The following is a 26,766-nucleotide window of genomic DNA, read 5'->3' as shown; positions in this document are numbered from 1 at the left end:
CGACCTCACTCCACGGCTTGGCCGTTCTGGAGCGCCTCGGACGGTTGGATCACGATCGCCTCGCCGGCGCGGACGCCGCGGAGGACGGCGATGGCGTCGCCCTTCTCCGCGCCGAGCTGCACGACGCGCTCCTCGATCCGGCGATCGACGACGGCGAACAGGTGCGCGCGCCCGTCCCGCGGGACGACGGCGGACCTCGGCACGACGAGGCTGGGGGCCTCGCCTGTCGCCAGCGCGATGGAGGCGAACATGCCCGGCCGCAGCGCGCCGTCGGGGTCGTGCACCTCGGCCTCGGCGACGAGGTCGCGCGTGGTCTCGCGGACCGCCCCGCCGATCCAGCGCACCGTGCCCGCGAACGAGCGCCCCGGGTACGCCGGCACCGTGAAGGCCAGCGCGCCGCCGGGCCTGACGGCCGCGAGGTTCGCCTCCGGCACGCTGAACGAGAGGCGCGGCGCGCCCTTCGAGACGAGCGCGACGACCGGTGAGTCGTGGCGGACGTACTCGCCGACGTCGACGAAGCGCTCGGTGATCGTGCCGTCGAACGGCGCGCGGATCTGGCCGTCGCCGACGCTCTGCGAGGCGGCGCGGGCGCGGGCGGCGGCGGCCGCGACCGAGAGCGGGGCGCTCCGGCACTGGTCGGCGATCCGGTCGTGCTCGGCCCGGGAGACAGCGCCGCTCTCGAGCAGCGCCCTGGTGCGATCGCACTCGCGCCGCGCCGTCTCCTCCTGGGCGCGGGTCAGCGCGGCGTTCGCCTGCGCCTCGGCGGCGGTGAGCGCCGCGGCGCGGACGTCGAGGCGCGCGAGCAGGTCGCCCTTCTTCACCTCCGCGCCGCGCTCGACGAAGGTCTCGAGCACGCGGCCGGCCGCGTTGGCGGCCAGGTCGGTCTGCCGATCCCCGCGCAGCGTGCCGGTGAGCGCGAGGCTGCGCGGCATCGGCGCCTCGCGCGCCGGCGCTGTCTCGACGCGGACGGGCGGCGCGGGCGCCTCGGTCGCGCCGGGGGCGTCGGAGGCGCTGGCCTTCGTCGCGCAGCCCGGCGCGGCGGCGGCGAGCGCGGCGAGGAGGAGGAGGCTTCCGGCGCGGCTGGACGTCGTGGTGGTGCTCAAGGGTCCCTCGGGGCGGTGTCGGTCGCGGGCGCGCGGGCTCGCCCGCGGGGGGCGCCGGCACCTGGGCCATCGCAACCGATAGTTGCAATCTGGTATACCACGGCCGAGGGCGATCGCAACGATCGGTTGCGGTGATCGCAACGAAGAGGTGCGATAAGGGACCCCGTCGCAAGATTGCGCTGGCGTGTGCGGCGTGACCGAACTTCAATGACGGCCGATGCAGGCGACGGCGAAGCGGACGGCGAAGCGGGGCTCCGCGAAGAAGCGCGCGCTCGTGCGCGGCGAGCCGGTCGTGCGCGGCATCCTGGCCGCGACGCTGGAGGAGCTCGCGAGCGCGGGCTACCGCGCGCTGCGGATCGAGGACGTGGCGACGCGCGCGGGGGTCAACAAGACCACCGTCTACCGGCGCTGGCCGACGAAGGAGGACCTGGTGCGCGCCGCGCTGCTGTCGGTCACGGACGAGAAGATCGTCCCGCCGGACACGGGCTCTCTCCGCGGGGATCTCCTCTCGCTCGGGCGCGCGATCGTCGAGATCCAGACGTCACCGGTGGGGCAGAGCCTCTTTCACGTGTGCCTCGCCGAGGGGCCCGACTCGGAGCTGATGGCCATCGCGCGCTCGCTGCGCGCCGTCCAGGAGGCAGGGGTGCGGGCGATCGTCGAGGGCGCCGTCGCGCGCGGCGAGCTCGCGCCGGGCGCCGATCCGATGCTCCCGTGCGAGCTCCTCGCCGCCTACCTCCAGCACAAGATGATCGCGGATCGCGCGAGCGTCGACGACGCCCAGCTCGCCCGCGTCGTCGACGCGATCCTCCTCGGGGTGCTGCGGCCTGAGCGGCGCGGCGCGATCTGAGCCGCCGCGGCGCGGGGCCGCGCGCGCGGGCGGCTCAGACGGCGACGCTCCTCCAGCGGCCGCGCGCGTAGGCGACGGCGAGGAGGGCGCTGCGGCAGATCCAGTCGGCGGTGCTGCCCATCCAGACGCCGACGAGCCCGTGGCCGAGGGTCACCGCGAACAGCCAGGTCCCCCCGAGCCGCACGAGGAGCGAGGAGACGAGCGTCACGGCGAGCACGGTCCGGGTGTCGCCGGCGCCGCGGAGCCCCATCCCCATGACGGTCGCGAACGCCATGAACGGCTGCGCCACCGCGGCGACGGGGAGCGCGCGGGCGCCGAGGGCGAGGAGCTCGGGGTCGCTCGAGAACGCGCGCAGGAGCGGGCGCGGGGCGAGCGCGAACAGGACGCCGAAGGCGGAGAGGGCGAGGATCGCCATGAGGGCCGCGATGAGCGCGACGCGCGCGGCGTCGCGGGGGCTGCGCGCGCCGAGGCGCTGCGCCATGAGCGACGCGGCGGCGATGCCGAAGCCCTCGGCGGAGAGGAAGCAGACCGACTCGATGGCGATGAGGGCCTGGTTGGCGGCCATGGCCGTGGCGCCGAGGAGCCCGATGATGGCGACGAAGCCGATGTAGCCGGCGTGGTAGGCCGAGCGCTCGGCAAAGGCGGGCGCGGCGACGCGCAGGACGCGCGCGAGCGCGGCGGCGTCGGCCTGGCGGGGGGTGAGCGGGTCGGGGGCGGCGGAGGCGCCCCAGGGGGCCGCGGAGGCGCCCCAGGGGGCCGCGGGCGGCGCTGGCGCGGCGGCGAAGGGCGCCAGCGGGGCGGCGGAGGGCGCCGGCGAGGCCCGGAGGGGCAGCGGGCCCGAGCGGGACAGCAGCGCCGCCGTGAGCAGCAGCGCCTCGGTCGCCATGGTGCACGCCACGCCGACGGCCGCGCCGCGCACGCCGAGCGCGGGCAACCCGAGGTGGCCGAAGATCAGGACGGCGCTCACCGCCACGTTGACCAGGTTGCCGAGCGTGGCCACGACGAGCGGCGTCTTCGTGTCCCCGACGCCCTGCAGCGCCGACGCCGCGACCGCCTCGACGAACGCGAGGGGCAGCGCCGGCAGCACGATCCCGAGGTAGGCGGCCGCCTGCGCGATGACCGCCGCGCCGGCCTGCGGGAAGAGCGCGCGGAGCAGCGGGCCGCAGGCGACGAGCAGCGGCAGCGAGACCGCCGACCCGAGCGCGAGCGCGAAGACGAGCGACACGCGCACGGCCGCGGCGGCGCCGGCGCGGTCGCCCGCGCCCACGCTGCGCGCCACCACGGCGAGCGTGCCGGCGGAGGTGGCGCTGAAGATCGAGACGATCGTCCAGGTGAGCGTCCCGCAGATCTGCATCGAGGCGAGCGCTGTCGTGGAGTAGCGCCCGACCATGCCGCGGCCGACGAGGAAGACGAGCGTCAGCAGCAGCATGTGCGCGATCGCGGGCCAGGCGAGCCGCCACACCTGCCGGGCGAGCGCCGCCGCTTCGCGCAGCGCGGGGGTAGCGGGGTGGGTCATCGGGGGCGCGATGCTGGCATGCGGCCGGCGCAGGGCCAGGCGGGCGGGGGTGGGGAGGAAGGCCCGGGCACCGACGTGCGCGGCGGGGCTCAGGCCGCGCGGCGAGGCGGGCCGCGCCGCACCGCGCGGCTCAGGACGCGCGGCCGGTCCGTGAGGCGGGCGCGGCGCTGCGCCTGTGGCGGCGCCGCAGGATCAGCGCGCGCCCGTCACGGCCTCACGGTGGGATCGCACGCGGACCGCGAGGACCGCCGCGCAGCGCGGCGACGGCGGAACAGCCGGCCCAGCGCGACGGCAGCGCCGAGCAGGACGGAGACAGGCGCGGCGTCGCGCTCGCCGGAGCCGCCGACGACGCTGCAGGAGCACGACGGGGCCTGCGGCGCGTCGATGGGCGGGACGCACTCGCCGGCGAGGTTGCATACGTTGCCGTCGACGCAGTCGCCCACCGACGCGCACGGCCTCGCGCAGGCCTTCCCGCCCGGCGGGCAGGCGTACGGGGCGCAGCCCTCGTCGCCGTCGCCGACGACCAGGAGCGTCCTGTCGCCGTCGCAGCTCGGCCCTACCTCCTCGAGGTCGGCGCACACACCGTCGAGGCAGACGAAGTCCTCGATGCAGTCGGCGCTGGAGTCGCACGACGTCTCGCAGGAGCTCTCGTCCTTGCACCGGAACCCGCCGTTCTCGCCGCCGCAGCGCGCGACCTCGGGCTCCTGCTCCTGGCCGTCTCCATCGCAGAAGAAGCGCGTGAGCGTCGCGGGGCCGACATCGCAGTTCCCGTCCGGGCAGGTGCACGTGGACGTCCTCGCGATCGCGCCCTCCACAGGGAACATGCACAGGGCGTCGGTGGCGCCGCCGCAGTAGCCGGCGCACGCGCCCTCGCCGGGGCAAGCCTCGCGGCGGAAGGAACCACCGGTGTTGGGGTGCGGGGTCTCGCGCTGCTCGTCCGTGCCGACGGGCGTGCACCGGCCGACGTTGTTCACCACGTCGCAGGCCTGACACGGGCCGTCACACCGGTAATCGCAGCAGAAGCCGTCGACGCAGTTGCCCGAGACGCACTGGCGATCGCGGGCGCACTCGGCGCCGTTGGCGAGCCGATCGAGGCACAGGCCCGACCCGGGCCGAGCGCCGCCCTCGCCACCGCCGGCGGACCCGGCCGAGACGCCGCCAGCTCCGCCCGAGCCGGCGTCGGCGCTGGTCGAGCCGCCGCCGGTTCCGGCCAGGCCGCCGCCGCTTCCGGCCAGGTCCCCGCCAGTCCCGGCCACGCCGCCGCCACCGGCCGCACCGCCGCCACCGGCCGCGCCGCCGCCGCCGGCCGCACCGCCGCCACTTCCGGCCGCACCGCCGCCACTTCCGGCCGCACCGCCGCTCGCGTCGCCGGTCCCGGTGGACACGCCGCCAGCGCCGGCCGTGCCGCCGCCGCCCGCGCCCCCACCCCCCGCGCCAGCCGTCGCGCCGCCGGCGCCGTCGGACCGAGAGCAGGCGTCCGGATCGCCCACGCCGACCTCGCACCAGCCGCTCTCGTCGCAGTCGCAGTCGTCCAGGCACTCGAGGACGCACCTGTCGTCCTCGCCGCAGCGCCCCGGCTTGCAGTCCCTCGTGGACGCGTGCGCCACCGCGCGTCCCAGGCCGTCGCAGCGGTTGTGCACCTCGATCTGCTGGACGCAGACGATCGGGAGCTCCGTATCCAGCCTGGCGGGACCGCAGGCGCCGTCGCTCCCCGTCCCCTTGCCCGCCGCCGTGCACGAGAAGCACTCCTGGTCGCACGCCTCGTTGCAGCAGACGTGCTCCCGATCGGAGCAGTGCCCCGAGGCGCATTCCTGGTCGCCCGCGCAGGCATCCCCGTTCGGCTTCACGAGGAGCTGGGCGCTCGCCAGCACTGCGCTCGACGCGCCGAGGCCCCCCGCGACGAGCACCGCCCGCCCCGCGTCGATGTCGTCGCCCGCGTTGACCAGGACCGCCGTGTGCTCCCGCCGGGCGTCCTGGGCAGCGGAGCCGCCCGCGAGGGTGAGGCGGCTGAAGAGCCTGGCCGCCGGATCGTAGGTCTCGGCGGTGGAGAGCGTAGTCGCGCCGTCGTGGCCGCCGGCGACGAGGATGTTGCCGCTGGGCAGGAGGCTCGCTGTGTGATGGGCGCGCACGTCATGCAGGGAGATCGGCGTGCGCTGGACCTCGAAGCCTCGCCTCGTCGGGTCCGTCACGCCGTCGTGGTAGATGTCGATGGTGCCGACGTAGGCGCCCGCCGTGACCCGCGTGGTGCCGCCGATGAGGACCACCTCGCCCGAGTCCTGCGATGTGGCCTCATGGCCGATCAGCGCCCCCGCGCGATCGATCAGCGTCGCCGTGTGGAAGCCGCGGAGGGAGCTCATCTGCGCCGACATCGATCTCCCGGGCGGCGACACCGCGGCGATCGCCTGGAAGGTGCGCGTGCCCTCGTCGAAGATCTCGGCCGAGCCGAGCGCGGCGCCCGAGAGGACGAAGCCGCCGGCGACCAGCACGTTCCCGGACCTCAGGCGGACGGCCGTGTGGGCGTGGCGCGACGTCGCCATGCCGCCGACGGCGACGAGCGCGCTCGTGACGGGCGCGCCGCCGCCCGGTCCGAACGAGCTGAAGGTGTAGAGCGACGCGGTGCTCGTGGGCTGGTTGAGCGGATCCGCGAGGCCGCCCGCCAGCAGGACCGCGCCCGGGTCGAGGAGGGTGGCCGTATGGTTGAACCGGGCCAGCGATGACTCCGAGTCCCTCACGAACTGGCCTGTGGCCGGGTTGTAGACCTCGATGGCCGCGATCGGCGTACCGCTGCTGGCGCGGTTGCTGCTGCCGCCCACGACGACGACGGCCGGCGGCGGGGACGCCGGCGGGAGCTTCGTGAGCGCCGTGGCGCTGTGGGCGCCGCGCGCCACGTCCATGGCGTCGGTGCTCGCGAAGGTGCGGTCGAGGGGGAAGTACAGCTCGGCCGTCGCCAGCGCCGCGCCGGAGGCGTTGAAGCCGCCGGCGATGAGCACCGGGCTCGCCGGGCTGGTCGGGTCGATCACGGTGGCGGTGTGCCGCGTGCGCGGCTCGATCATCTGGTTCTTCGTCGAGATCCATTGCGGATCGACGAGCGCCGGATACGCGACGCCGGCGGGCTGCCACGCGACGACCACGGTGCACGCCGGCGCGCCGGGCGGCGTGACAGGCCGGCCCCACGGGGCGCGGGGGCTCGCGTCGAACGCGCAGCCCTCGACCGAGAGCGAGGCCGGGAAGCGCGCGCCCGTCGCGTCGACGAGGTAGGGGGGCGCGACGCGCAGCCGGGGTGAGCCGGCGGCGTCGAGGAACTCGAGCGTTCGCTCCACGAGGCGGAGGCCTGAAACGGCCGTGACGTCGACGCTGTAACGGAGCTCCTTGTGCTCGGGCTCCTCGTCGAAGACGACGAAGTCCTCGGTGCCATTCGGGAGGACGCGGTGCAGGACGTCGCGGGCACGACCGCCCTCGGCCCGGAGCGCGCCCGTGTAGAGGACCAGGTCGCCATCGACGGCAGCGGGCACGTCGGCGGCGCTGGCGAGGGAGAAGCCGATCGAGACGCGAGAGGCGCTGTCGGCGAGGCGCACCGGGCCGGCGGCGCGCAGGGGGAGCTCGACGGACGCCGCGGCGTCCGGCGCGGCCACACGCAGCGCGCCGGCCGCTGTCGGCGCGAGGGCCACGGCGGCGCGGGGGCCGAAGGCGCCGGCGAAGCGCGCGCGGATCGCGGCGATGCGGGCGCGCGCGGCGGGCAGCGCCGCCTGCGGCGACGCGGCGCCGGGCGGGGGAGAGCGGCGCGGGGCGCTCTCGTCGGAACAGCCGAGCGCCTGGGGGAGGACGGCGCACGCCGAGAGCAGCACAGCCGTTCGCAGCCTGGAGCCGAGTCGCAGCACGCGGTGGTCTTGCAAGGGGGGCGTTCCGTGGTCGGCGCGGCGCGCGCGACGTGAGGGGGTCGACTCGAGCCATCCTAACAGAAGGCGGCCGGCGGCCGAACAGGGGGTGGCGCAGAGGAAAAACGTCCCAGGACGAGGGGGAACCCGGATACGCTCACGGGGGGCGCTGTCGTGTACGGCGCGATCTGTCTGGAGGAGCCGCGATGAGTTTCCCCGCTTCGCCTTCAATGCCCCGGCAACACGCGCACGCCGGCGCCCCGAGACGCGGCCTCTTGCCGCTGCTCGCCGGCCTGCTCGCGCTCGTGGCGCTCGCGCCGACGCCGGCGCTGGCGGCGTTGTGGGACACCGACAACGACCAGGTCGCGAACGGGGTCGACAACTGCCCTGGGGTCAGCAACCCGGGCCAGTACGACGGCGACGGGGATGGACTCGGCGACGCCTGCGACGACAACGACGACAACGACGGCACCCCGGACGACGCCGATCTCGACGACGACAACGACGGGATCGAGGACGCGACCGACAGGTGTCCGACGATAGCGACGCCCATGGGGGCGATGCCGAACTTCGACGGCGACGGCGACGGCGTGCCCGACGTCTGCGACAACTGCCCAGCGGACCGGAACGAGGACCAGCTCGACAGCAACAGCGACGGGGAAGGGAACATCTGCTCGCCGGACAACGACGGCGACGGGATCAATGACACTCCGGACAATTGCAACGACGTCGCCAATCCCGGTCAGGCCAATGATGACGGCGACCAGTTCGGCAACGCCTGCGACAATTGCCCCACCGCGTACAACAACGACCAGCGGGACAGCGACAACGACGGCATCGGCAACGCCTGCGACAACTGCGCGAACATTCACAACACCGATCAAGACAACGTAGACCGAGACGCCTTCGGCGACGCCTGCGACAACTGCCCTGGCAGCCCCAACACCTCCCAGGCGGACACGGACAGAGATGGCGTCGGCGACGCCTGCGACAACTGCCCGAGCCGCGCGAACCAGACCCAGAGCAACGGAGACGGGGATACGGTCGGCGACGCCTGCGACAACTGCCCCGGCACCTCGAACAGCGGCCAGGAGGACGCGGACGGCGACACCTTCGGCGACGCCTGCGACAACTGCCCGAGCCGCACGAACGATCAGGAGAACGCGGACGGCGACGGCTTCGGCAACGTCTGCGACAACTGCCCGTACATCGCCACGCTGACCCAGGTCGACACCGACGGCGACGGCGTCGGCGACGCGTGCGACACCTGCCCGCTCCTCATCACCGGCACTCAGGCTGACGGCGACGGCGATGGTGTCGGCAATGCATGCGACAATTGCCCCGAAGCCTCCAATTCAACCCAGGTGGATGGCGACGGCGACGGCTTCGGAAACGCGTGCGACAACTGCGCCAGCATCGCCAACGCAGGCCAGGCCGACGACGACGGCGATGGAGTCGGCAACGTCTGCGACAACTGCCCGGCGCTGCAGAACGCGCCCGGCGCCGGCGTCGTTCAGGCCGACCGTGATCTGGACGGGATAGGCGACGCCTGTGACAACTGCCCGGCGGTCGCCAACGCGAGCCAGATCAACACCGACGCGGCGACAGGCGATCTGGACGGGGACGACTGCGACGACGACGACGACGCCGACCGCGTGCCCGACGTCAACGACAACTGCCCGCTCGTCTCGAACACGAACCAGCGGAACACGGACCGGACTTTCCCGGGCGGCGACGACAGGGGCGACGCGTGCGACAACGACGACGACGCGGACGGCGTGCCTGACGCGACCGACAACTGCCCGCTCACGGCGAATCCGGATCAGACGAACACGGACGAGCACCTGACCGACGGCGACGGCTTCGGCGACGCGTGCGACGATGACGACGACGCCGACCGCGTGCCCGACGTCAACGACAACTGCGTCACGACGCCGAACCCTGCCCAGGCCAACACCGATCTCAGCCTCCCCGGCGGCGACGTCCTCGGCGACGACTGCGACGAGGACGACGACGCCGACAGCGCGCTCGACGGGGTCGACAACTGCCCCTTCGCGCCGAACAGCACCCAGATCAACACCGACGAGGGGCTCCCCGGCGGCGACGGCGACGGCGACGCGTGCGACAACGATGACGACGCGGATGGGGTGCCGGACGGCTCCGACAACTGCATCACCACCCCGAACCCCGACCAGGCGAACAACACAAAGAACGGGCCTGACGATCCGTACGGCGACCTCTGCGACGAGGACGACGACCAGGACCGCGTCCTCGACGTGGACGACAACTGCTCGTACGACGTCAACACCAACCAGCTCGATACGGACCGCGACGGCGACGGCGACGTCTGTGATGGCGACGACGACGACGACGGCCTCACGGACGCCGAGGAGGCGGCGCTCGGGACCGACCCGACCAGCGTCGACTCCGATGGCGACACCATCGGCGACATCGAGGAGGTGGCGAACCGCGGCAACCCTGCCGATCCTGCCAACAACACCGACAGGGATGCCGCCATCGACGCGGTGGACCCGGACAGCGACAACGACGGGCTGCTCGACGCCGAGGAGGCAGGAGATGCTTTGCTGAGCACGCCTGCATTCGACACCGACGACGCGGACGACATCCCGAACTACCGGGACACCGACTCGGACGACGACGGCGTGCTCGACGGCGACGACAACTGCCCGCTCCTCGCGAACGCGCCGCCGAGCCCGGGCGAGCCGCAGACCGACACCGACGGCGACGGCAAGGGCGACGTCTGCGACGGCGACTCGGACAACGACGGCGTGCTCGACGGCGACGACAACTGCGCGCTCCTGCCGAACGCCGGGCAGGAGGACGCCGACGGCGACGGCGACGGCGACGTGTGCGATCCGGACGCCGATCCGGACGGCGACGGGGTGACCAACGCGGACGACAACTGCGACTTCGACGCGAACCCGCCGTCGGCGCCGGGCGAGCCGCAGGCCGACCTCGACGGCGACGGCGCCGGCGACGCCTGCGATGACGACACCGACGGCGACGACATCCCGGACGCCGGCGACAACTGCCGGATGATCGTGAATGCCGGACAGGAAGACGCCGACAGCGACGGCCACGGGGACGTGTGCGACAACTGCCCGCGCCTGGCGAACGCCGGGCAGGAAGACGAGAACGGCGACGACATCGGCGACACCTGCGATCCCGACGGCGACGGGGTGACGAGTGATCTCGACAACTGCCCGCGCGTGGCGAACGCCGGACAGGAAGACACCGACGAGGACGGTCTCGGTGACGCCTGTGATGAGATGGCGCCGACCGGCGGCGGCGGGATGGGCGGCGAGGGAGGCCAGGGCGGCGCGGGCGGCGCCGGTGGCGAGGCCGAGGCGACCACGACGACAAGCGGCGGCGGGCCGGCGTCAGGGTTCCAGGGCGGCTGCGACTGCCGCACGGGGCGCGCGCCGGCGTCTCAGGAGGCGTGGGGCCTGCTGCTGGTCCTCTCCGCCGTGCTCCGGCGGTTCGGGCGACGGCGCCCGCCGCGGGCGGCGTGACCCGCCCGGCAGCGGTTGCGCCATGGCGATCACCCGAGGCACATGTCCGGCGAGCGCGACGGCTTCTCCTCGAAGGAGCCGTCCGGTTCGTCGACCTTTTCACGTGGCTTCAAGGAGGACCCTCATGCAGGCATCTCGGTGGATCGCGGTGTGGATGGCGGTGGGCGCACTCGGCATCACCGGCACGGGCGCGGGGTGTGGCGGTGACGGGTCAGGGGACGAGCCGCCCGCGAGCTCGGCGTCGACCACCAGCACAGGCGAGGGCAGCACGGGAACGGGCGGCAACGGTGGCCCGGGGACGGGCGGCGACGGCGGCTCGGGGACAGGCGGCGACGGCGGCTCGGGGACAGGCGGCGACGGTGGCTCGGGGACAGGTGGCGACGGCGGCTCGGGAACAGGCGGCGACGGCGGCTCGGGAACAGGCGGCGACGGCGGCTCAATGGGCCAGAGCTTCAATCTCACCCTGCGTGGAGCCGGGTACGCCCCCGCCTACGACGTCGGAACCGACGTCTACGTGGAGGTCATCGCCGTGGGCGAGACCGTGGCGACCCTGAGCGCATCGGACACGATCGATGATAAGGGGGCGTTCTCGGTGACGGGGCAGGTGCCCGGCGGCAAAGCCTACAAGATGCACTGGTACGTGGATCTCGTGGCCGACGGAGAGTGCAACGAAGCCGAGGATCACGTCTGGACGCAGGACGTCCCCACCGTGACCGCGGATATCGCGCGCAGCGTCGCCCCCAACACGGACTTCGGCACCTGCCCATAGGGCATCGCGCAAGGTCATCGCATGGGCCCAGGGAGGAAACCCGGATATTGCCCCCCGCCGCACGCCCCCGCTATCGTGGCCCCTTGATGAGGTCGTCCTCCATCGCAGCGGCAGCGTCCGCGTCCTTCCTGCTGACGCTCGCCAGCGCTTCGAGGGGTCAATCCACCGGCGGCTTCGCGCTCGACCGATTCGAGCCGGCGCCCGCCGGCGACGTGTTCTTCGGCGTCCCCTCCCCCGCCGCGCCCGGCCAGCTCACGCCGCGCGTCCACGCGATGTTCGATTACTCCCATCGGCCGGTCCGCACCGCGCCCCCCGAGGGCGCCGTCGATCTGCGCGAGGTCGCCATCGTCTCCTCGCAGGCGTTCCTGCGCCTCGACGCCTCGCTGGCGCTCTGGGACCGCGTGCTGCTCTCCGTCGGCGCGCCGCTCGCCGTCGTGCAGGGCGGCGACGATCCCGGCTTCTCTGACACGCAGTTCACCGAGCTGAAGGCGCCCGTCGTCGGCGATCTCCGCCTCGGCGCCCGGGTCCGGTTGCTCGGGCAGGACGCGGGGCCCCTCCAGCTCGGGATCGGCAGTTACCTTTTCCTGCCCACCGGGTCACCGGCGCAGTACACCGGCGATTCATCCACCCGCGGCAACTTCCACGCGAGCCTCGGCGGCCGCGTCGGCGCACCGCTCGCGTTCCTCTGGAATGCGAGCGGCGGCGTCGAGGTCGGCGGCGGCGCGAACAGCCCGCCGCTGTTCACGTTCGGCGGCGCCGCGGGGCTCCTCCTCGCCGGGGATCTGCTCCAGCTCGGCGCCGAGCTGTACGGCGCGGCGCCGCTCGGAAACGACCTCCAGCTCTCGAGCACACCGCCCACCCGAGCGGACGCCGGCGTCAACGCCGAGCTGCTCTTCGGCGCCAAGCTGCGCGTCCTCGGCGGCCTCACCTTCGGCGCAGCGGCCGGGCCGGGCCTCTTCGACGCGGTCGGCACGCCGAATATCCGCGCCGTCGGCATGATCGGCTGGGCGCCGCTCCCGCAGCCGGCCCCTCCCGAGCGCGCGCCGGCCGCCGCCGCCGCGGGCGACAAGGACGACGACGGCATCAACGACGACATCGACGCCTGCCCCGACGTGAAGGGCGAGCCGTCGCCCGATCCCGCGAGGGACGGCTGCCCTCCGGCGGATCGCGACGGCGACACGGTGCTCGACGTCGACGACGCGTGCCCGGCCACGCCGGGCGTCCGGCGCGCCGACGCGACGAAGAGCGGCTGCCCGGACGACGCGGACGAGGACGGCTTCCACGACGGGATCGACGCCTGCCCGACCGTGGCCGGCGCCGCGAGCGACGACCCGAAGAAGGTCGGTTGCCCCGGCGACGCGGACGGCGACGGCATCGCCGACGCCGCCGACGCCTGTCCAGCGGCCAAGGGGCCCGCCAGCCGCGATCCGAAGCAGAACGGCTGCCCCGACGATCCGGACGGCGACGGCGTGCGCGGCGCCGCGGACGCCTGCCCGAGGGAGCGCGGGCTGCCCGACAAGGATCCGAGGCAGAACGGCTGCCCGAGGTTCGTGCGGGTGCACGCCGACGAGATCACCACCTCGAAGCCGGTGCAGTTCATCCCTTATGGCAAGACGCGCACGCAGACGGTCGACCCCATCTCCGACGAGGTCCTCTACGAGGTGCGCGACGCCATCCTGCAGAACCCGGACATCGAGCTCGTCGAGGTGCAAGGGCACACGGACGACAACGGGACCGAGGAATTCAATCTGGCCTTGTCCCAGGAGCGCGCCGACGCCGTCCTCTCGTGGCTCGTGGCCGCCGGCGTGCCGCGGGAGAAGCTCGTGGCCAAGGGGTACGGGTTCGAGCAGCCGCTCGGGGACAACCGCGTCAAGACAGGGCGCCAGAAGAACCGGCGCGTCCAGTTCATGATCATCAAGCGCAAAGGGCAGCAGCCCTAGCGATCAGAAGTCGTAACGGAGGCTCACGCCGGGCGCGAACATGAACACGAGGTCGCCCATCACGGGCTCGGGCCGGTAGGTGCCGATCCCGTCGGTCGACGCCGGGATCTCGATCGTCGGATCCCACCTGGGCGCCTCGGGGGCGATGAGCACCAGCAGCTTGGCCCCGGCCGAGACCTCGAAATGCTCGGCGAAGCGGGCGCCAAACCGCACCTCGGGATCCAGGAAGAGGTACGTGGCCGACGAGAAGGACGCGGCCGGCGCGGCGAGGATCACGCTGCCGTCCCGCGCCGTGAAATCGCCGCTGCGCTCGTCGCGGACCTGACCGAGCAACACCCCGGCGCCGAGGCGGAACTGCAGGGGGAAGCGCTGCTCCACGTGGTAGCCGATCGTCGCGCCGACGAGCACGCCGCTCAGCCGCAGATCGTCGTCCGCGTGGCCTCGATCCGGCTCGGCCACGCCCACCGGGTAGAGCTCGGCGTCGCGGCCCTCGACGCCCTGGAACGCCATCAGGCCGCCGACCTCGACGCCGAAGCCGAGCCCCGAGCCGAGCTCGTAGGCGCCATGGAGGAAGGCGGCGCCGCCGAGCCCGGGCGAGCTCGAGCAGCCCCCGGAGCAACCCGCGACGTCGCCCCCGAGCGTCGGCACGAGCAGGAACGACGCGCTCGCGTCGAGCGCGATCTTCGGCGGTTTGCGCCAGATCGGCGCCTCCTCGTCGCGCTCGAGCTGCAGCGTGAGCACCTCGCGCTCCCCGCGGTCGAGCGTCACGGTCCGCGACCCGGTGACGAACCCGTCGGCCTTCACCTCGACGCGGTGCTGGCCTTCTTTCAGCCGGCCGAGCCACACGCCGTTGCCGACGTTGACCGAGTTGATCCACACGCTCGCGCCGGGCGGCGTCGGGTTGACGCGCAGCGAGGCGTCGAGCTCCTCGGCGAGCAGCGACAGCGTGGTGAGCTCCTGGGGCCGCACGGGCGCGGCGGTCGGCTGGGAGCCGAGCTTCCCCTCCCCGCGCAGCGTCACCATGTGGTTGCCGACCGACAGCGCGCCGAGCCAGGGCGTGCGCCCGACGACGACGTTGTCGACGAGCACGTCGACCGTCTTTCCGGTGCGCTCGACGACGCGCAGCCTGCCGGATCGCGTGAGCCTGCGGAGCCTGGCCTGCACCGGGACCGTCTGGCCGCCGGCGACGTCGACGCGCCGCTCGAACGACTCGAACCCCTCCTTGAACACGCGGATCACGTGCGGCCCTGCGGGCACGCGGATCGGCTTGAAGGGCGGATACTGGCCGCGGTCCTCGCCGCTCACGACGATGGACGCGCCGGGCTCGGCGCCGGTGATGTCGATCGTCCCGACGCGCGCCCTGAGCTCGGCGATGTCGCGCTGGACGGCCGTGCGCTCGCCGGCCGACGCGTTGAAATCGCGGAGGAACGCCTCGAACATGTCGAGCGCCTCGTCGTAACGGTGCAGCTCCCGCAGCGCGATCGCCGCGTTCCTCGTCGCGGCGCGCGTCGGGAACAGCTTGCGCGAGAGCATGAACTCCGCGAGCGCGGGCCCGAGCGCTCCCTGACCGAGGAGCGCGATCCCCCTCTCGAAGTGCTGGAGCGCCTCCTGGCGGACGGCCTCGGACACCGGGACCTCGTCCCCCAGCGAGCGCGGCGCCGCCGGGTCCTGCGCCGGCGCGGCCTCGCCGGAGGCCGCCGGGGCCGGCGCTGCCTCGCCCGGCGGGGGCGCGGGCGGAGCGCCGGGCTGCGCGCCGGCGGTCAGCGGCGCGAGCGCGGTCAACATCCCCGCCGCCATCGCCGTCACGGAGGACGCGCGCCGGCGGGGCGCGCCCCTCGAGCCCGGGAGATCGGCTGTCTCGGATCCCTGCGTCGACCTGCTGCGCCCGGCCGACGGCCGCTCAAGCTCGCCCATCACGTTCGTCTGTCCCGCCCTGCTCAAGGAGGCTCACTGCTTGAATTCGTCGGTGTCGCGCGTGAACCCTGGAGGGACCGCGGGGCGCGTCGTGCTCGGCGGCGGCGCGGCGCTCGCCTTCGTCGTCGGCGCGGGTCCGGGTCGTCCATGCACGGCAGGGAGCTCGACCTTCGCCGGGTAAGCCCCGCCCTCCGTGATGGCGATCTCGGTGGTCACCTGGGCCGAGCCCTTGAACACGCGGACCTTGTACGTGCTGCCGAGTCGCCCGTTGATCTCGAGCACGCCGTCGCTGGTGGTCGCGCGCTCGCCCTCGAGCTCGACGAGCGCGTCTTCTGGCCAGATCACGACGCGCACGCGCCGCTTCGGTGCCTCGTCGGGCGGCGCGGTGGCGCTGGGCGGCGCCTCGACGACCGCGACCGGAGGTGGCGGCGTGACCTGGCTGGCCGGCGTGACGGGCACCTGCGCCGTGATCTGCGGCTCCGGGGCGACCTCGGGTGTCGCGGAGAAGCGCCGCGCCGCCATCACCCCGAGCCCCACCACGGCGCCGAGCGCAGCGACGCCGGCGACGAGCGCGACGCCCTTGGCGGACCGGCCGAGTCGCGCGGCGCTGCCCGAGCGCGACGCCGTGAGCCCGCCCTCGGTGCCTGACGGCACGGCGGGATACGCCCCGCTGCGCAGCGCCGAGCCGTCGGAGGCCGGGTACCCGCCGCTCGCGTTCGCGTTCGGCGCGGCCGGGTACCCGCCGCTCGCGTTCGCGTTCGGCGCGGCCGGGTACCCGCCGCTCGGCAGCCCCAGGGCGCTGACGGCCGGGTATCCGCCGCTCGCGTTCGCGGGGGGTATCGACGGCGAGATGTGCGGGTTGCTCTGCCGCACCTCGGGGGCGCTCGCGCCGAGGCGCGGGGCCACGTGGTGGCGGTGGGCCTCGGTCAGGGGGACGAGCATGTCCTCCTGGATGGCCCACCCGTAAGGCAGCATGGGCCGGAGCGTGGCGAGCATGTCCTGCGCGCTCTGGAACCGGCGCGCCGGGTCTTGCTGGAGGCAGCGGTGCACGACGGCCGCGATCTCGGCCGGGACCCAGGGCGCGTGGTCCTGGAGCGGCGGCACGGGCCCGGAGCAGATGGAGAGGATGAGCTGCCCGAGCGCCTTGATGTCGTGGAAGGGCGTGCGCCCGGAGAGCGCCTGATAGAGGACGGCGCCGAGCGACCAGATGTCGGTGCGGTGGTCGATCTCGCGCTGCCCGACGGCCTGCTCCGGCGACATGTAGAGCGGCGAGCCCACGAGGCTGCCGGTCTTGGTGAGATCGGCCCCCTCGGTGTCGTTCGCCTGGTCCATCTTGACCTTGGCGATCCCGAAATCGAGCAGCTTGATGATGATCTCGCCCGCGTCGCGCCGCGCGAGGAACAGGTTGTGCGGCTTGATGTCGCGGTGGACCACGCCCGCGTCGTGCGCCTTCTGCAGCCCGAGGCAGCAGTGCACCGCGATGCGCAGGGCGACGTGCGGCGCGAGCGGGCCGGTGCGGAGCAGGAGGTGCTGGAGGTCCTCGCCGGAGAGGTACTCCATCGCGAGGAACGGCAGCTTGGTCTCGCGATCGACCCCGGCGTCGAGCACCTGGGTGATGTGCTGCGTGTCGATGGCTCCGGCGGCGCGCGCCTCGCGCTGGAACCGCTGAACGATCCTCGGATCGCGCGTCAGGTCGAGCGAGCTGATCACCTTGATGGCGCAGCGCCGGCCCGTCGCCGTGTGCTCGGCTTCGTACACCGAGCCCATCGCTCCCTCCCCGAGGAGCTTGGCTATCCGGTACTTGCCGTCGATGACCGCGCCGATCACAGGGCTACGATCGACTGTAGGCGGTTCCGCCGGGGAGCGCAACGCTCACCCGCGGCGCGACGCGTCGCGCGACATCGGCGCGACATTGGTGCGACCGGCGCGACCGGAGCCACCGGATTTCCAGTGCGGCCACCTCGATGGCTGGCCGGCGACGCGTCGCTCACTTCGCGCGGAGGGTCTTCATCGCGCCTGCCCAGGCGATGAGCTGGTCGAGCATGTTGCCAACGGACTTCTCGTGGCGAGGATTGGGCTTGAACACGCTGAAGTTCTCGAAATCGTCAAACAGGGAGAGCATGACCTGCGCGCGGACGTCCGCGATCTGAAGCTCGGCCATCACGAGCCGGAGCTGCTCGACGGCGCGGGCGCCGCCTGCGCTGCCGTAGCTCACGAATCCAGCGGCCTTGTTGTTCCACTCCTTGTACAGGTAGTCGATCGCGTTCTTGAGCGCGCCCGAGGTGCCGTGGTTGTACTCCGGCGTGACGAACACGAAGGCGTCGAAAGGGTCGATCTTCGCCGCCCACGCCTTGGTGTGAGGCTTTGTGTACTGTCCCATCGACGGCGGCGCTGGCTCGTCGAGCAGCGGCAGGTCGAAGTCCTTGATATCGACGAGCTCGTACTCGGCGCCACCCTTCTTCGTCGCCACGCCATGGACCCACTTCGCGACGGCCTCACCGTTCCGTCCCGGCCGCGTGCTCCCCAGAATGATCGCCACCTTCAGCATGTCTGCGCTCCAGTCGATGGCCCCTCTTCGATCGGGCGAACGGGCGGCAGGATGCGACTTCCCATGACATCCCGGTGGTAGGAGGGGCCGTTCGAGGTTGTTACGAGCTGCGTTTCAGGCGCGTTTTCATCCCGCGCCGTCCATGCGTCAAGTGCGCCGGCCAGCCAGCGTGGAGGCCGCCAGGCCACGTCGGCGAGCTCGACCGCGTCACGGCGCGTGAGGCGATGAGGCCGCGGCCCTGGCTCTGCGGGCGAGGGTCACATACCGGATGATCAGGCTGATCGCGGACCAGAGCGCGAGCGCGGCGAGCGGCCAGGCGAGCAGACGAGGAAAGTACAGGGCGATCGCCGCGCTGCCGAGGAGCCAGAGCGCTCCGCCGAGGAGGATCCCGCCCTCGGCCGCGCCGAGGACGCGGCGGTTCGTGATCGCCGCGCCCACGGTGTTCGCGAGGCGCAAGGCGCCCGCCGCGGAGCGCCCGGTCCCGGCTGCCTGCGGGGGGCGCGTTCTGCCGGGGAGGGCGCGGCGTCGCGCGCGGAGGACGATCTCGGTCGCGCCGCGGAGATCTTCCTCGAACTGCGCCTGCATGCGCCCGGCGAACTCCTCGTCCTCGATCGCCACGTCGATCTCGCAGTTCTCGAGCCAGCTTGCGACGTTGAGGTTGCTCGAGCCCACGCGCGCCCAGCGACCGTCGGCCACCGCGGTCTTCGCGTGGAGCATGGATCCATTCCACTCGTAGACGCGGACCCCGGCCTCGAGCAGCGGGCGATAGCCGGCCCGCGACAGCGTACCGACGGCCGGAACATCGCTCGTGCCCGGGACGAGCAGGCGCACGTCGACTCCATCGCGCGCCGCCGCCGCGAGCGCCTGGACGTAGGGCGCGATGCCGACGAAGTACGCGTCCGTCAACCAGAGTGACCGCTGCGCCAGCGCCGCGATCATCTGATCGAGCCGGTAGAGCCCGGTGGTGCTCGGCAGCTTCGCCACGACGCGCAGGTCCACGCGGCCCGCCGCCGGGGGGACGTCGGTGAGGACGGGCAGGTCGGCGGGCAGGCCGTCGCCGAGGCTCGCCCAGTTGTCGGAGAAGGCGACGGCGAGCGCGTGCACCGCCGGCCCCCGCACAGCGATGCCGGTGTCGCGCCACGGCGACACGCGGCGCGCTGGATTGCCGAGCCATTTGCCGCTCACGCAGATGCCGGAGACGAAGCCGACCTCGGCGTCGACGACGAGCAGCTTGCGGTGGTCGCGCGTCACCCACCCGAACGGGCTGGTGAAGCCGAACGGATTGTAGGTGCGGACCTCTCCACCCGCCGCGCGCAGCTTGCTCCAGAAGCGATCCGTCGACGAGCCCAGGCACCCGAACCAGTCGCGAACCACGCTGACGTGGACGCCCGCCGCGGCGCGCTCGCTGAGCGCCTCGCGGAACTCGCGCCCCAGCGCGTCGTCGTCGAAGATGTAGTTCTCGAACAGGATCGAGGTCCGCGCCGCCCGTATCGCGGCGAGCCAGGCGTCGAAGTTCGCTCGGCCGTCGATGAGGAGATCGACGGCGTTGCCGGCGATGAGCGGCGCGCCCGCGACGCGGCTGAAGGTCTGCTGTGCGAGGGGGCGCAGCGGTGCGTTCGTCGGCAGGGAAATGCGTGCGGGGGCGCGGGCGGCGGCCATGGGATGCTCTAGGTGCCAGAATTTTCGGGTCCCGTCGCGCATTCGCGTCGAGGACGTGCCCGGGGGGAGCGGGTGACGGGCACGATGACCGAGGCGGCCGCCCGCGCGGCCAAGACCGCCACGCGCAGCGGCGCCTCGGCTCGGACCGTTGAGCGGCTCGCAGCAGCCCATTCCGATGATCCTCTCGTGATTCTCACGCCAGAGCTTCTCTTTCACACGCTCTGCCAGAATCGCGCGAAGTCCAGACAGCTCGTCGCCGACGCTATATAAAGCTCGTCCGCTGGGTTGCCCGATGGCATCGCCTCGCGCAGTCTCTCCGGCGCACGCGGCGAGGGCCGCCTCGCCGCGAGAGGCAATTTACCTGAGAGGTGAGTGGTGCTGAACGACGTCACGGCGGCGCTCGCGGCCATCGAGGCAGAAGGGGAATTCGCGACCGAGCTCGCATGCGCCCCGGGCGATCTGCACATCGAGGTCGAGGGGGCCGGCCCTATCCATTTCCCGATCTCGGTCGCCGCGGCGCGGAAGCTGTGCGCCGTCGCCCGCCCGGCTCCCTACGGGCGGCGGGACGAGACCGTGTACGACGCGCGCGTGCGCGACACGTGGGAGATCGACAGGAGCCTGCTCAAGATCGATGCGCGGACATGGTCGCGCGCCCTGGAGCCCAAGCTGGAGATCGTCCGGCAGCGCCTCGGCCTGCCGGAGGGGGGCACGCTCGAGGCCGCTCTCGACAAGATGCTCGTGTACGGCCCGGGCCAGTTCTTCGCGTCGCACCAGGACTCCGAGAGGGACGACGACATGGTGGGATCCCTCGTGGTGGAGCTGCCGTCCAGGCATGAAGGCGGGGCCGTCGTCGTCCAGCACCATCGAGAAAAGAAGGTGCTTCGCGGCGCGGCGCGTGGGCCGAAGGACCTGTCGCTCCTCGCTTTCTACGCGGATTGCCACCATGAGGTGACGCCCGTCGAGGCAGGCTACCGGATCACCCTCACGTACCACCTGCTCTACCGCGGAGCAGCGGTGGATCCTGTGCCGCTCCGCCTCCCCGCCATCGAGCGCCTCTCGGCGAGCGTCAGAGCGTACTTTGCGACGCCGGTCACGCTCCCCTACGCGACGTCTGCCCCGCAGCGGCCGGACCGCTTCATCTACCTCCTCGACCACGAATACACGCAGAAGAGCCTGGGGTGGAGCCGCCTGAAGGGCGCAGATCGTCTGCGCGTCTCGGCGCTGCGGCAGGTCGCCGAGCGCCTCGATTGCGAGGTGCATCTCGCCCTCGCTGATGTGCACGAGAGCTGGTCGTGCGAGGAAGACGACTTGGACGTCGGGTACGGACGACGCGCTTCCGGTCGCCGCGACGACGAATCCGATGAAGCTCGCGAGGCGGGGGACCACGAGCTCGTCGATCTCCTCGACACGGACATCGAGCTGCGCCACTGGGTCGACCTCGACGGGCGGCTCGCGCCGGGCCTCCACGCGCATCCGGCGCTCCACGAGGTCTGCTTCACCAGGGCGTCGACGGAAATGGCACCGTTCAAGTCCGAGCACGAAGGCTACATGGGCAACTACGGCAACACCGTGGACCGCTGGTATCACCGGGCCGCTCTCGTGATGTGGCCACGGGACAGGAGCTTCGTGGTTCGAGCCAAGGTGTCCCCGTCCTGGGCCGTGAACGAGCTCGGCGCGCGCATCGAGGCAGGCGCCCTGGACGAGGCGCGCGACAGGGCGAACGAGCTCCTGCCCTTCTGGCGCCGAGCCGCGTCGATGGAGACGAGCCAGGCATTCGTCCTGCGACTCCTCGATATCACGGCATCGCTCGACGACGCAGATCTCGCCCTCGGGTTGCTATCGCCCCTCGGAGCGCACCGGCTGAGTCCCGGCACCACCGCCGCCTTCGTCGCGCTCGTCCAGCGCCATGGCCTCTCGTGGTCACAGCGGCTCTTCTCCGCATGGGACGAGGACAAGCGCTACGACGCGCCGCCATGGCTCTCGTACCTCCCTCATCTCTGCGAGGCGCTCTCGGCGGCTGGAGAGCACGGCAAGGCGCTCGCCGCGTGGCTCCTCTCGCGCGAAGTGGCTTCGTTCAAGACAGGATACATCGGCGTGTTCAGGTTGCCCGACACCTCCAGGGAGGAGGGCTTCCATGGGCGTATCGACGACATCCTTTCGCTGCTGGAGGCGGCGGCCGTGACCCGGGCGCCGTCAACCCGCGACGATCTCGTGGCCTTTCTCACGGCACCCGAGACGGCGCTGCCGCTCATGACGGCGGGCGCGCTGCTGGAGAGGTGCCGGGAAGCGCGGACGCCGGCCGCGGTGAGGGCCCTCGGGTTGCAACCGCTGGTTCTCCGCGTCATGCGCTTGCTCGAACGGGCCCTCGCAGCGAAGCCGCGCAGCGCGGACGACTGGTCGATCGAGCCTCCGCATGGATGCACGTGCGCGCTTTGCAACGAGCTCTCGGCGTTCCTGCGCGATCGAGACCGGGTTGAGCATGCGTGGCCGCTGGCCAAGGAACGGCGGAGACACATCCACAGCGTGATCGATCTCCACCGCTTGCCCGTGACGCACACGACGATCCGCGCCGGGAGGCCCCAGACGCTCGTCCTGACGAAGCAGCAGGCTCTCTTCGAGCGCGACGCTGCGCTTCGAGCGCGACAGAAGGCGCTCTCGGCGTGGCTCAAGAAGCAGTGGAGCGCGTTCACGGACGCGGCGCGACCGCGCAGCGATGCCCGAGACGCTTGAGTAGCCGATTCGCCGGGGCGAGGCAGCAGACCGCCATTCCCCCAACGGCTCTACAGCAGCCGACGTCAGTTCGCAGGAGCCGACGGACGCGGTAGGCCAACCTGCGTCGGCCTCCGCTCGTCAGAAATTTGCCAGTACCTGCGGCCAGACCTGCCGCGCCCGTCCACGTCCCGGACCGCGCCTACTACCCGATATCCTTGTAGATTTCAGCGGAGGAGAAGGGATTCGAACCCCTGGTTGAGTTGCCCCAACGGCGGTTTTCAAAAACGATGGTCTTGGGGCCCTCCGGGGGACGATTTACGAGGAATATCAAATGGTTGCGCGTGACACGAAACCGCTGGAGGTCCGCCGTGCCAGAAGTTTGCCAGATCTCGGGCAGGTACCTGTGAACTGGCGTGCGCCGAGGTGACGCGCCGCTGGAGGTCAAGTCAAGGCAGGCCAAGAATCCACCCTTCCTCCTCGACGCAGTCCTGCACCGCGGAGTCGGGCATCCCCCTCGGCCTGTCGAAGAACGCGCCGAGCTGGCCCGCTGCGTCGGTGCGCTCCGCCCACACGCAGAGGGCCCGCACCTGCGCTTGGTCGAGGATCTCCAGCTTGGGATCCGCCGCCCGCCGTGCCGTCACCTCGGCCTTGAACAGGACCGGCCAGATCTCGGCGTGCAGCACGAACGGGCCGGTCGCAGGGCTCGGTGTCGGAGCGAAGCCCGTCTCGAAAGGCCACACCTTGCTGAACGGGGCGAGGACCGCATCGTGACGGAGCCGCGCCACGCGGGGAATCCCGACGAGCGCCTGGCTCCCGACGTTCCCGGAGGTGAACAGCTTCCAGGTCGACTGGACGCTCGGGTTCTTGCTGCGGGCTCGCGCCTCCGCGTGCCGCCACTCCTGTAACTGTCGCCCCGACCGCGAGAGGAACGGGAAGGAGAGCTTCCCTGCCTGCTTGCCCGGCTTCAACGTGGCCGTCGCAGCGCCCGGAGGGCAGCCCCAGAACGGGCCGACGGGACCCGAGGCAGGCATGAGCGCCCTGTTGAGCTCTGCCGCTACATGCCAGCGGTTGTTCTGGTTTCTCGCTCCATCGGTGAGCTTCGATGTGAGCAGGCTCCACGTCGCCACCCAGGGCGCTGCGCCCGTTGGCAGCCCGAGCGCGGCGGCGAACCCTCGCGGATACCCGTAGGCGAAGTCGAACCCGACGAGCACGCGTAGCCCGTCGGCGGTGAGCACGCGCAGTCGTCCCAGGAGATCGTCGACGCACGACGAGCGTGTCCGGTGATAGCGCTCCGCCCGGGACGAGCCGCGCACCAACTCGCCGAGCCAGATCGCGTGCTTCTCCGGCTTGAGCCGCGTCGGCTCGTTGCTCGCACTCCAGTCCACGAAGAAGTACGCGTCGAACAAGGTCATCGCGCCAGCTCCAGGGTCAAGTCCAAGCGCGTCGTGCTCGTTCCCGAGCCCGCGTTGTAGCTCGCTTCGGTCTGCCGCCCTCGAGCTTGTGGAGCAAGTCGCTCGAGGTACGCCGTGACGACCCGTGCCGCCTGGTCCGCGGTGCCCTCCGCGGCCTCGCGCGGCAGCTCCACGCGGATCAGATGAACGCCGCCTCCGCAGTTCTGGTGAAACACGCGCAGCCCCGCGCGCTGCACCTTCGACATGGGGACCCGTTGTATCTCCTCGTAGACCCGATCCGTGATCGGCGTGCTCTCCAGCAGCTCGGAGGTGACCGTGCTCCTCTACAACAAGTCGACGATGTCGTCGCGCACGTTCGCCTTGGCCTTGCCGAGGTGCGCCATCACGAGCTCGACGAACTCGTCGCGGTCCACGAGGCGGATGTCGATCCCGAGCTCTTCCTCGAGCGCCTCGCGCCTCGCCTGGAACGCCTCGCTCATCTGTTCCGCTGTCGTCACCACGACGCCCGCATCGACCTTGTGGTACTCGCGGGCTTGCTTGATCTGCGAGAGCGCTGTCGTGTCGTGCTCCGTTCCCTGATGCAGCTTCACCTGTACGGCGATCTTGTACTCGATGCCGAGCGGATCCCGGGTGAAGACGATGAGGTCCGCGCCCTTCTCGCCCGCACCGCCCCAGTGCTCGACGCGGCCGTCCTTGTAGATGCACTCGAGCAAGCGGCGGACGAGGTGCTCGAACTCCGCTCCCTCGTACTTCTGTTTGATGTGCTGCCACGCGGCTTGGCGAATCGCCTCGAAGAAGCCTTCGGCTTTCTGGACTTCGGGCTCGGGCGTGTGCGTGTCCTTCCCCGCCCCGATGGCGTCGATGAGCGCGTCGACGGCCGCGCCGAGCGCGTCGATCGCCCACATCCGCGACGGGTTGCGCATCGTGGCTCGCAGCCTCGCGTCGACGTGCTCGTTGTCGGCTTCGACGACGGCGATCTTCCCACCGGGCTCCCGGATGGGGCTCACAGTAACGATGTGACCGTAGTCGGGCCCGGCGCCCTCTTGGACTCGGATGGGCGAGAAGTCGTACCCGCCGGTCACCCGCGCGAGGACCCAGCGGCCCTGCTCGGGGAGGTTGGGGATGACGATCACGTCGCCCTTCTTGAGGCCGTCCGGTTCTGTATCGAGTAGGCGTCGGTTGCGCCAGACGCGCGCCTCCTCGTCGCTCAGCTTCCTCGACCGGACCTGCCGTGCGAGGAGCCGCAGGTCGTGGTCACGCTTCCACCCCCACCCCTGCCGTAGCCGGCCCTGCTCGAGCTCGCGGAGGATGAAGTCTCGCCGGGTTCGATCTGTTCGGATCACGAGGTAGCGACGGGCCATGCTCGAAGGCTACGGCGAGAGCGCTGGCAGCAGAAGGACGCTCGGCGCCTGCCTACTTCGGCCACGCCGTGCGTAGCTGCTCGAGAAGCTCGACAGGCATCTCACGGGTCGACCTTACGCCGGGCGGCCGGCTCGACGTCGTCCTCCGCCACAGGCGCGAGAACTCGGTCCACGAGATCCTGGTGTCCTCGCGGTCCGCATACTCCTCGACGAAGAGGTGCGTCACCCCGTTCTTGTCCTTCCGTCCCAGCAGAGGCTCCGGTGCGAACACGTGCGCCCGTGACGACTTCGCGTTGGGGCGCCAGATCGCGATGACCAAGTCGCCCGGCTTGGCGGACCGACGGAAGATCGAGGTCCCCGTGAACCGGATGTAGCCGGGCTCGCTGTCGGAGAACTGCGTCTCCTCCCCTGCCTTCGCGCGCTCGCTCTCGACGACCGGCTCTTCGTCCGCGTGCTTGTCCCCATCGAGCGGCACGACGCTGATCAACCAGGCCCTCGGTTCCGCGAGTCGAACCGATCGCCGGCGTCGACTTCCCCGCTGGGCCTGCACGACGGGCAACTTCTCGATCCGGCGGAGGAACCTCTCGTCGATCTGGTCGGCCGCCTGTACGAGGTTCTCGATCAGGAGGCGCACGCGCCGACACGGCGCGAGCGTCGTCGGAGATCAGCGCCGCCTCCTCGAGCTCGTTCACCGACATCGCCGAGAGGTTCGCCGACCCGACGACGGCGACGCGCCCGAGGAGGAAGACTGGTCTTCGACTTTTCGACGGGCGCAACGTCTACGCCGCGGAGGCGGGCGCGGCCCAGATCGGCGTGGGGGCCGGTGGTGAACGGTGAACGTGGGCGATCACGTGGCTGCGATCTTCACCGATCGGACGCGGGACGCGAGGATCACCGACACCCTGCAACGGCAACTACGACACCACCCTCTTCACGGGGAAAGAGGCTGCCAACTTCCAGAAGATCGTGGGCCCGAAGTTGCGCGCCAAGGGCGTGATTCCGATGTCGGTCGAGGCGTCCGAATGGCTCCACACCTGGTCGAACGAGTCGGCCTGTTGCTCGGAACCCTCGGGCCTGCCGAGCTCCGATCCGCTCGAATGCGGAGGCTTCAATGGTGATCCCATCGCGGAGCACTGCACGACGGACTTCGGCGGGTACGACTATGGGCACGCGCTCGCTGCCGACCCGGACGCGTGGGCCGCCTTCGACATCCTCGGGACCCACCACTATGACACTCAGGTCGCCTACCCCTGGCCGGACGATGTCCCGCCTCGGGGCGACAAGGAAGTCTGGCAGACCGAGATGTCCGGCGTGAAGTGGTGGCCGGAACAGGGACCGAGCAACACCATCGAGAACGGCGTGGCCATCGCCCGTTGGGTGCACAGCGCGCTCGTGGTCGGCGAAGCCAACGCCTGGCTCTGGTGGTGGTACTCGGGCACCGCGCCAAGCGCGATGGTCCCCCTCCTGACCGCCGCTTCGAAGAACTGGGCCGAAGGAACTCCCGTCACCGTAACGGACGCCACGCTCCCGATGGCCCTCGAAGCCATGAGCGTGACGACGTTCGTGAGTCAGTGAAG

Annotated in this window: 17 protein-coding genes; 6 read left to right on the top strand and 11 right to left on the bottom strand. The window is 71.9% G+C overall.

What is annotated here, in order from left to right:
- Positions 1 to 5 precede the first annotated feature (5 nt).
- A complete protein-coding gene (locus tag WME76_RS39045; protein ID WP_437957233.1) occupies positions 6 to 1,103 on the bottom strand; it encodes an efflux RND transporter periplasmic adaptor subunit in 1,098 nt (365 codons plus the stop codon).
- A gap of 217 nt (positions 1,104 to 1,320) precedes the next feature.
- Here WME76_RS39045 and WME76_RS39040 point away from each other — a divergent pair, with 217 nt between their 5' ends.
- The gene (locus tag WME76_RS39040; protein WP_437957232.1) at positions 1,321 to 1,950 is read left to right on the top strand and encodes a TetR/AcrR family transcriptional regulator; all 630 of its coding nucleotides are present in this window, start codon (positions 1,321 to 1,323) and stop codon (positions 1,948 to 1,950) included.
- Positions 1,951 to 1,984: 34 nt separating this feature from the next.
- Here the strand turns inward: WME76_RS39040 and WME76_RS39035 are convergent, their stop codons facing one another.
- Both WME76_RS39035 and WME76_RS39030 read right to left on the bottom strand, forming a co-directional pair.
- Positions 1,985 to 3,466 (bottom strand): MATE family efflux transporter, encoded by a 1,482-nt coding sequence (locus WME76_RS39035; RefSeq protein WP_437957231.1) that lies wholly within the window; start codon positions 3,464 to 3,466, stop codon positions 1,985 to 1,987.
- Positions 3,467 to 3,672: 206 nt separating this feature from the next.
- Positions 3,673 to 7,359: a hypothetical protein gene (locus WME76_RS39030; RefSeq protein ID WP_437957230.1), complete on the bottom strand. Its 3,687-nt coding sequence runs from the start codon at positions 7,357 to 7,359 to the stop codon at positions 3,673 to 3,675.
- Between the two features lie 257 nt (positions 7,360 to 7,616).
- On the opposite strand from WME76_RS39030, the gene WME76_RS39025 reads away from it, so the two are divergent.
- From WME76_RS39025 to WME76_RS39015, 3 genes are all read left to right on the top strand, one after another.
- Entirely contained in the window at positions 7,617 to 10,874 is a 3,258-nt protein-coding gene (locus WME76_RS39025) for a thrombospondin type 3 repeat-containing protein (RefSeq protein ID WP_437957229.1), read from the top strand.
- Positions 10,875 to 10,998: 124 nt separating this feature from the next.
- On the top strand, positions 10,999 to 11,643 hold the full coding sequence (locus WME76_RS39020; RefSeq protein WP_437957228.1) for a hypothetical protein: 645 nt from the start codon (positions 10,999 to 11,001) through the stop codon (positions 11,641 to 11,643).
- Positions 11,644 to 11,729: 86 nt separating this feature from the next.
- Positions 11,730 to 13,583 carry an OmpA family protein gene (locus WME76_RS39015; RefSeq protein WP_437957227.1) on the top strand — a complete coding sequence of 618 codons (1,854 nt, stop codon included), beginning with the start codon at positions 11,730 to 11,732 and terminating at the stop codon, positions 13,581 to 13,583.
- Between the two features lie 3 nt (positions 13,584 to 13,586).
- On the opposite strand, the gene WME76_RS39010 is transcribed toward WME76_RS39015, so the two are convergent.
- The 4 genes from WME76_RS39010 to WME76_RS38995 all read right to left on the bottom strand — a co-directional run bounded on the left by WME76_RS39010 (position 13,587) and on the right by WME76_RS38995 (position 19,704).
- Entirely contained in the window at positions 13,587 to 15,497 is a 1,911-nt protein-coding gene (locus WME76_RS39010; protein ID WP_437957226.1) for a PEGA domain-containing protein, read from the bottom strand.
- Between the two features lie 33 nt (positions 15,498 to 15,530).
- Entirely contained in the window at positions 15,531 to 17,324 is a 1,794-nt protein-coding gene (locus WME76_RS39005; protein WP_437957225.1) for a protein kinase domain-containing protein, read from the bottom strand.
- A gap of 160 nt (positions 17,325 to 17,484) precedes the next feature.
- Positions 17,485 to 18,045 (bottom strand): NADPH-dependent FMN reductase, encoded by a 561-nt coding sequence (locus WME76_RS39000; protein ID WP_437957224.1) that lies wholly within the window; start codon positions 18,043 to 18,045, stop codon positions 17,485 to 17,487.
- 207 nt (positions 18,046 to 18,252) lie between these two features.
- Positions 18,253 to 19,704, bottom strand: coding sequence for a phospholipase D-like domain-containing protein (locus WME76_RS38995; RefSeq protein WP_437957223.1), 1,452 nt, complete (start codon positions 19,702 to 19,704; stop codon positions 18,253 to 18,255).
- Between the two features lie 375 nt (positions 19,705 to 20,079).
- Between WME76_RS38995 and WME76_RS38990 the strand changes: the two genes are divergently transcribed.
- Positions 20,080 to 22,434, top strand: a complete 2,355-nt coding sequence (locus tag WME76_RS38990) for a 2OG-Fe(II) oxygenase (RefSeq protein ID WP_437957222.1) — start codon at positions 20,080 to 20,082, stop codon at positions 22,432 to 22,434.
- Positions 22,435 to 22,862: 428 nt separating this feature from the next.
- Here WME76_RS38990 and WME76_RS38985 read toward each other — a convergent pair whose 3' ends face one another.
- From WME76_RS38985 to WME76_RS38970, 4 genes are all read right to left on the bottom strand, one after another.
- Positions 22,863 to 23,828, bottom strand: coding sequence for a cobalamin biosynthesis protein CbiG (locus WME76_RS38985; RefSeq protein WP_437957221.1), 966 nt, complete (start codon positions 23,826 to 23,828; stop codon positions 22,863 to 22,865).
- Positions 23,825 to 24,073, bottom strand: a complete 249-nt coding sequence (locus WME76_RS38980; RefSeq protein WP_437957220.1) for a hypothetical protein — start codon at positions 24,071 to 24,073, stop codon at positions 23,825 to 23,827. Before WME76_RS38980 ends, WME76_RS38985 begins: the two co-directional genes overlap by 4 nt.
- 78 nt (positions 24,074 to 24,151) lie before the next feature.
- A complete protein-coding gene (locus tag WME76_RS38975) occupies positions 24,152 to 25,189 on the bottom strand; it encodes a restriction endonuclease (RefSeq protein ID WP_437957219.1) in 1,038 nt (345 codons plus the stop codon).
- Positions 25,190 to 25,241: 52 nt separating this feature from the next.
- Positions 25,242 to 25,823 carry a hypothetical protein gene (locus WME76_RS38970; RefSeq protein WP_437957218.1) on the bottom strand — a complete coding sequence of 194 codons (582 nt, stop codon included), beginning with the start codon at positions 25,821 to 25,823 and terminating at the stop codon, positions 25,242 to 25,244.
- Positions 25,824 to 26,155: 332 nt separating this feature from the next.
- On the opposite strand from WME76_RS38970, the gene WME76_RS38965 reads away from it, so the two are divergent.
- On the top strand, positions 26,156 to 26,764 hold the full coding sequence (locus WME76_RS38965; protein ID WP_437957217.1) for a hypothetical protein: 609 nt from the start codon (positions 26,156 to 26,158) through the stop codon (positions 26,762 to 26,764).
- Positions 26,765 to 26,766: the final 2 nt, after the last annotated feature.

This window comes from Sorangium sp. So ce119, from assembly GCF_051524405.1.
GTDB classification, from domain to species: Bacteria; Myxococcota_A; Polyangia; order Polyangiales; family Polyangiaceae; genus Sorangium; species Sorangium cellulosum_G.
The sequence above is the reverse complement of the archived record's forward strand: the minus strand, read 5'-3'. Positions and strand labels throughout refer to the sequence as shown.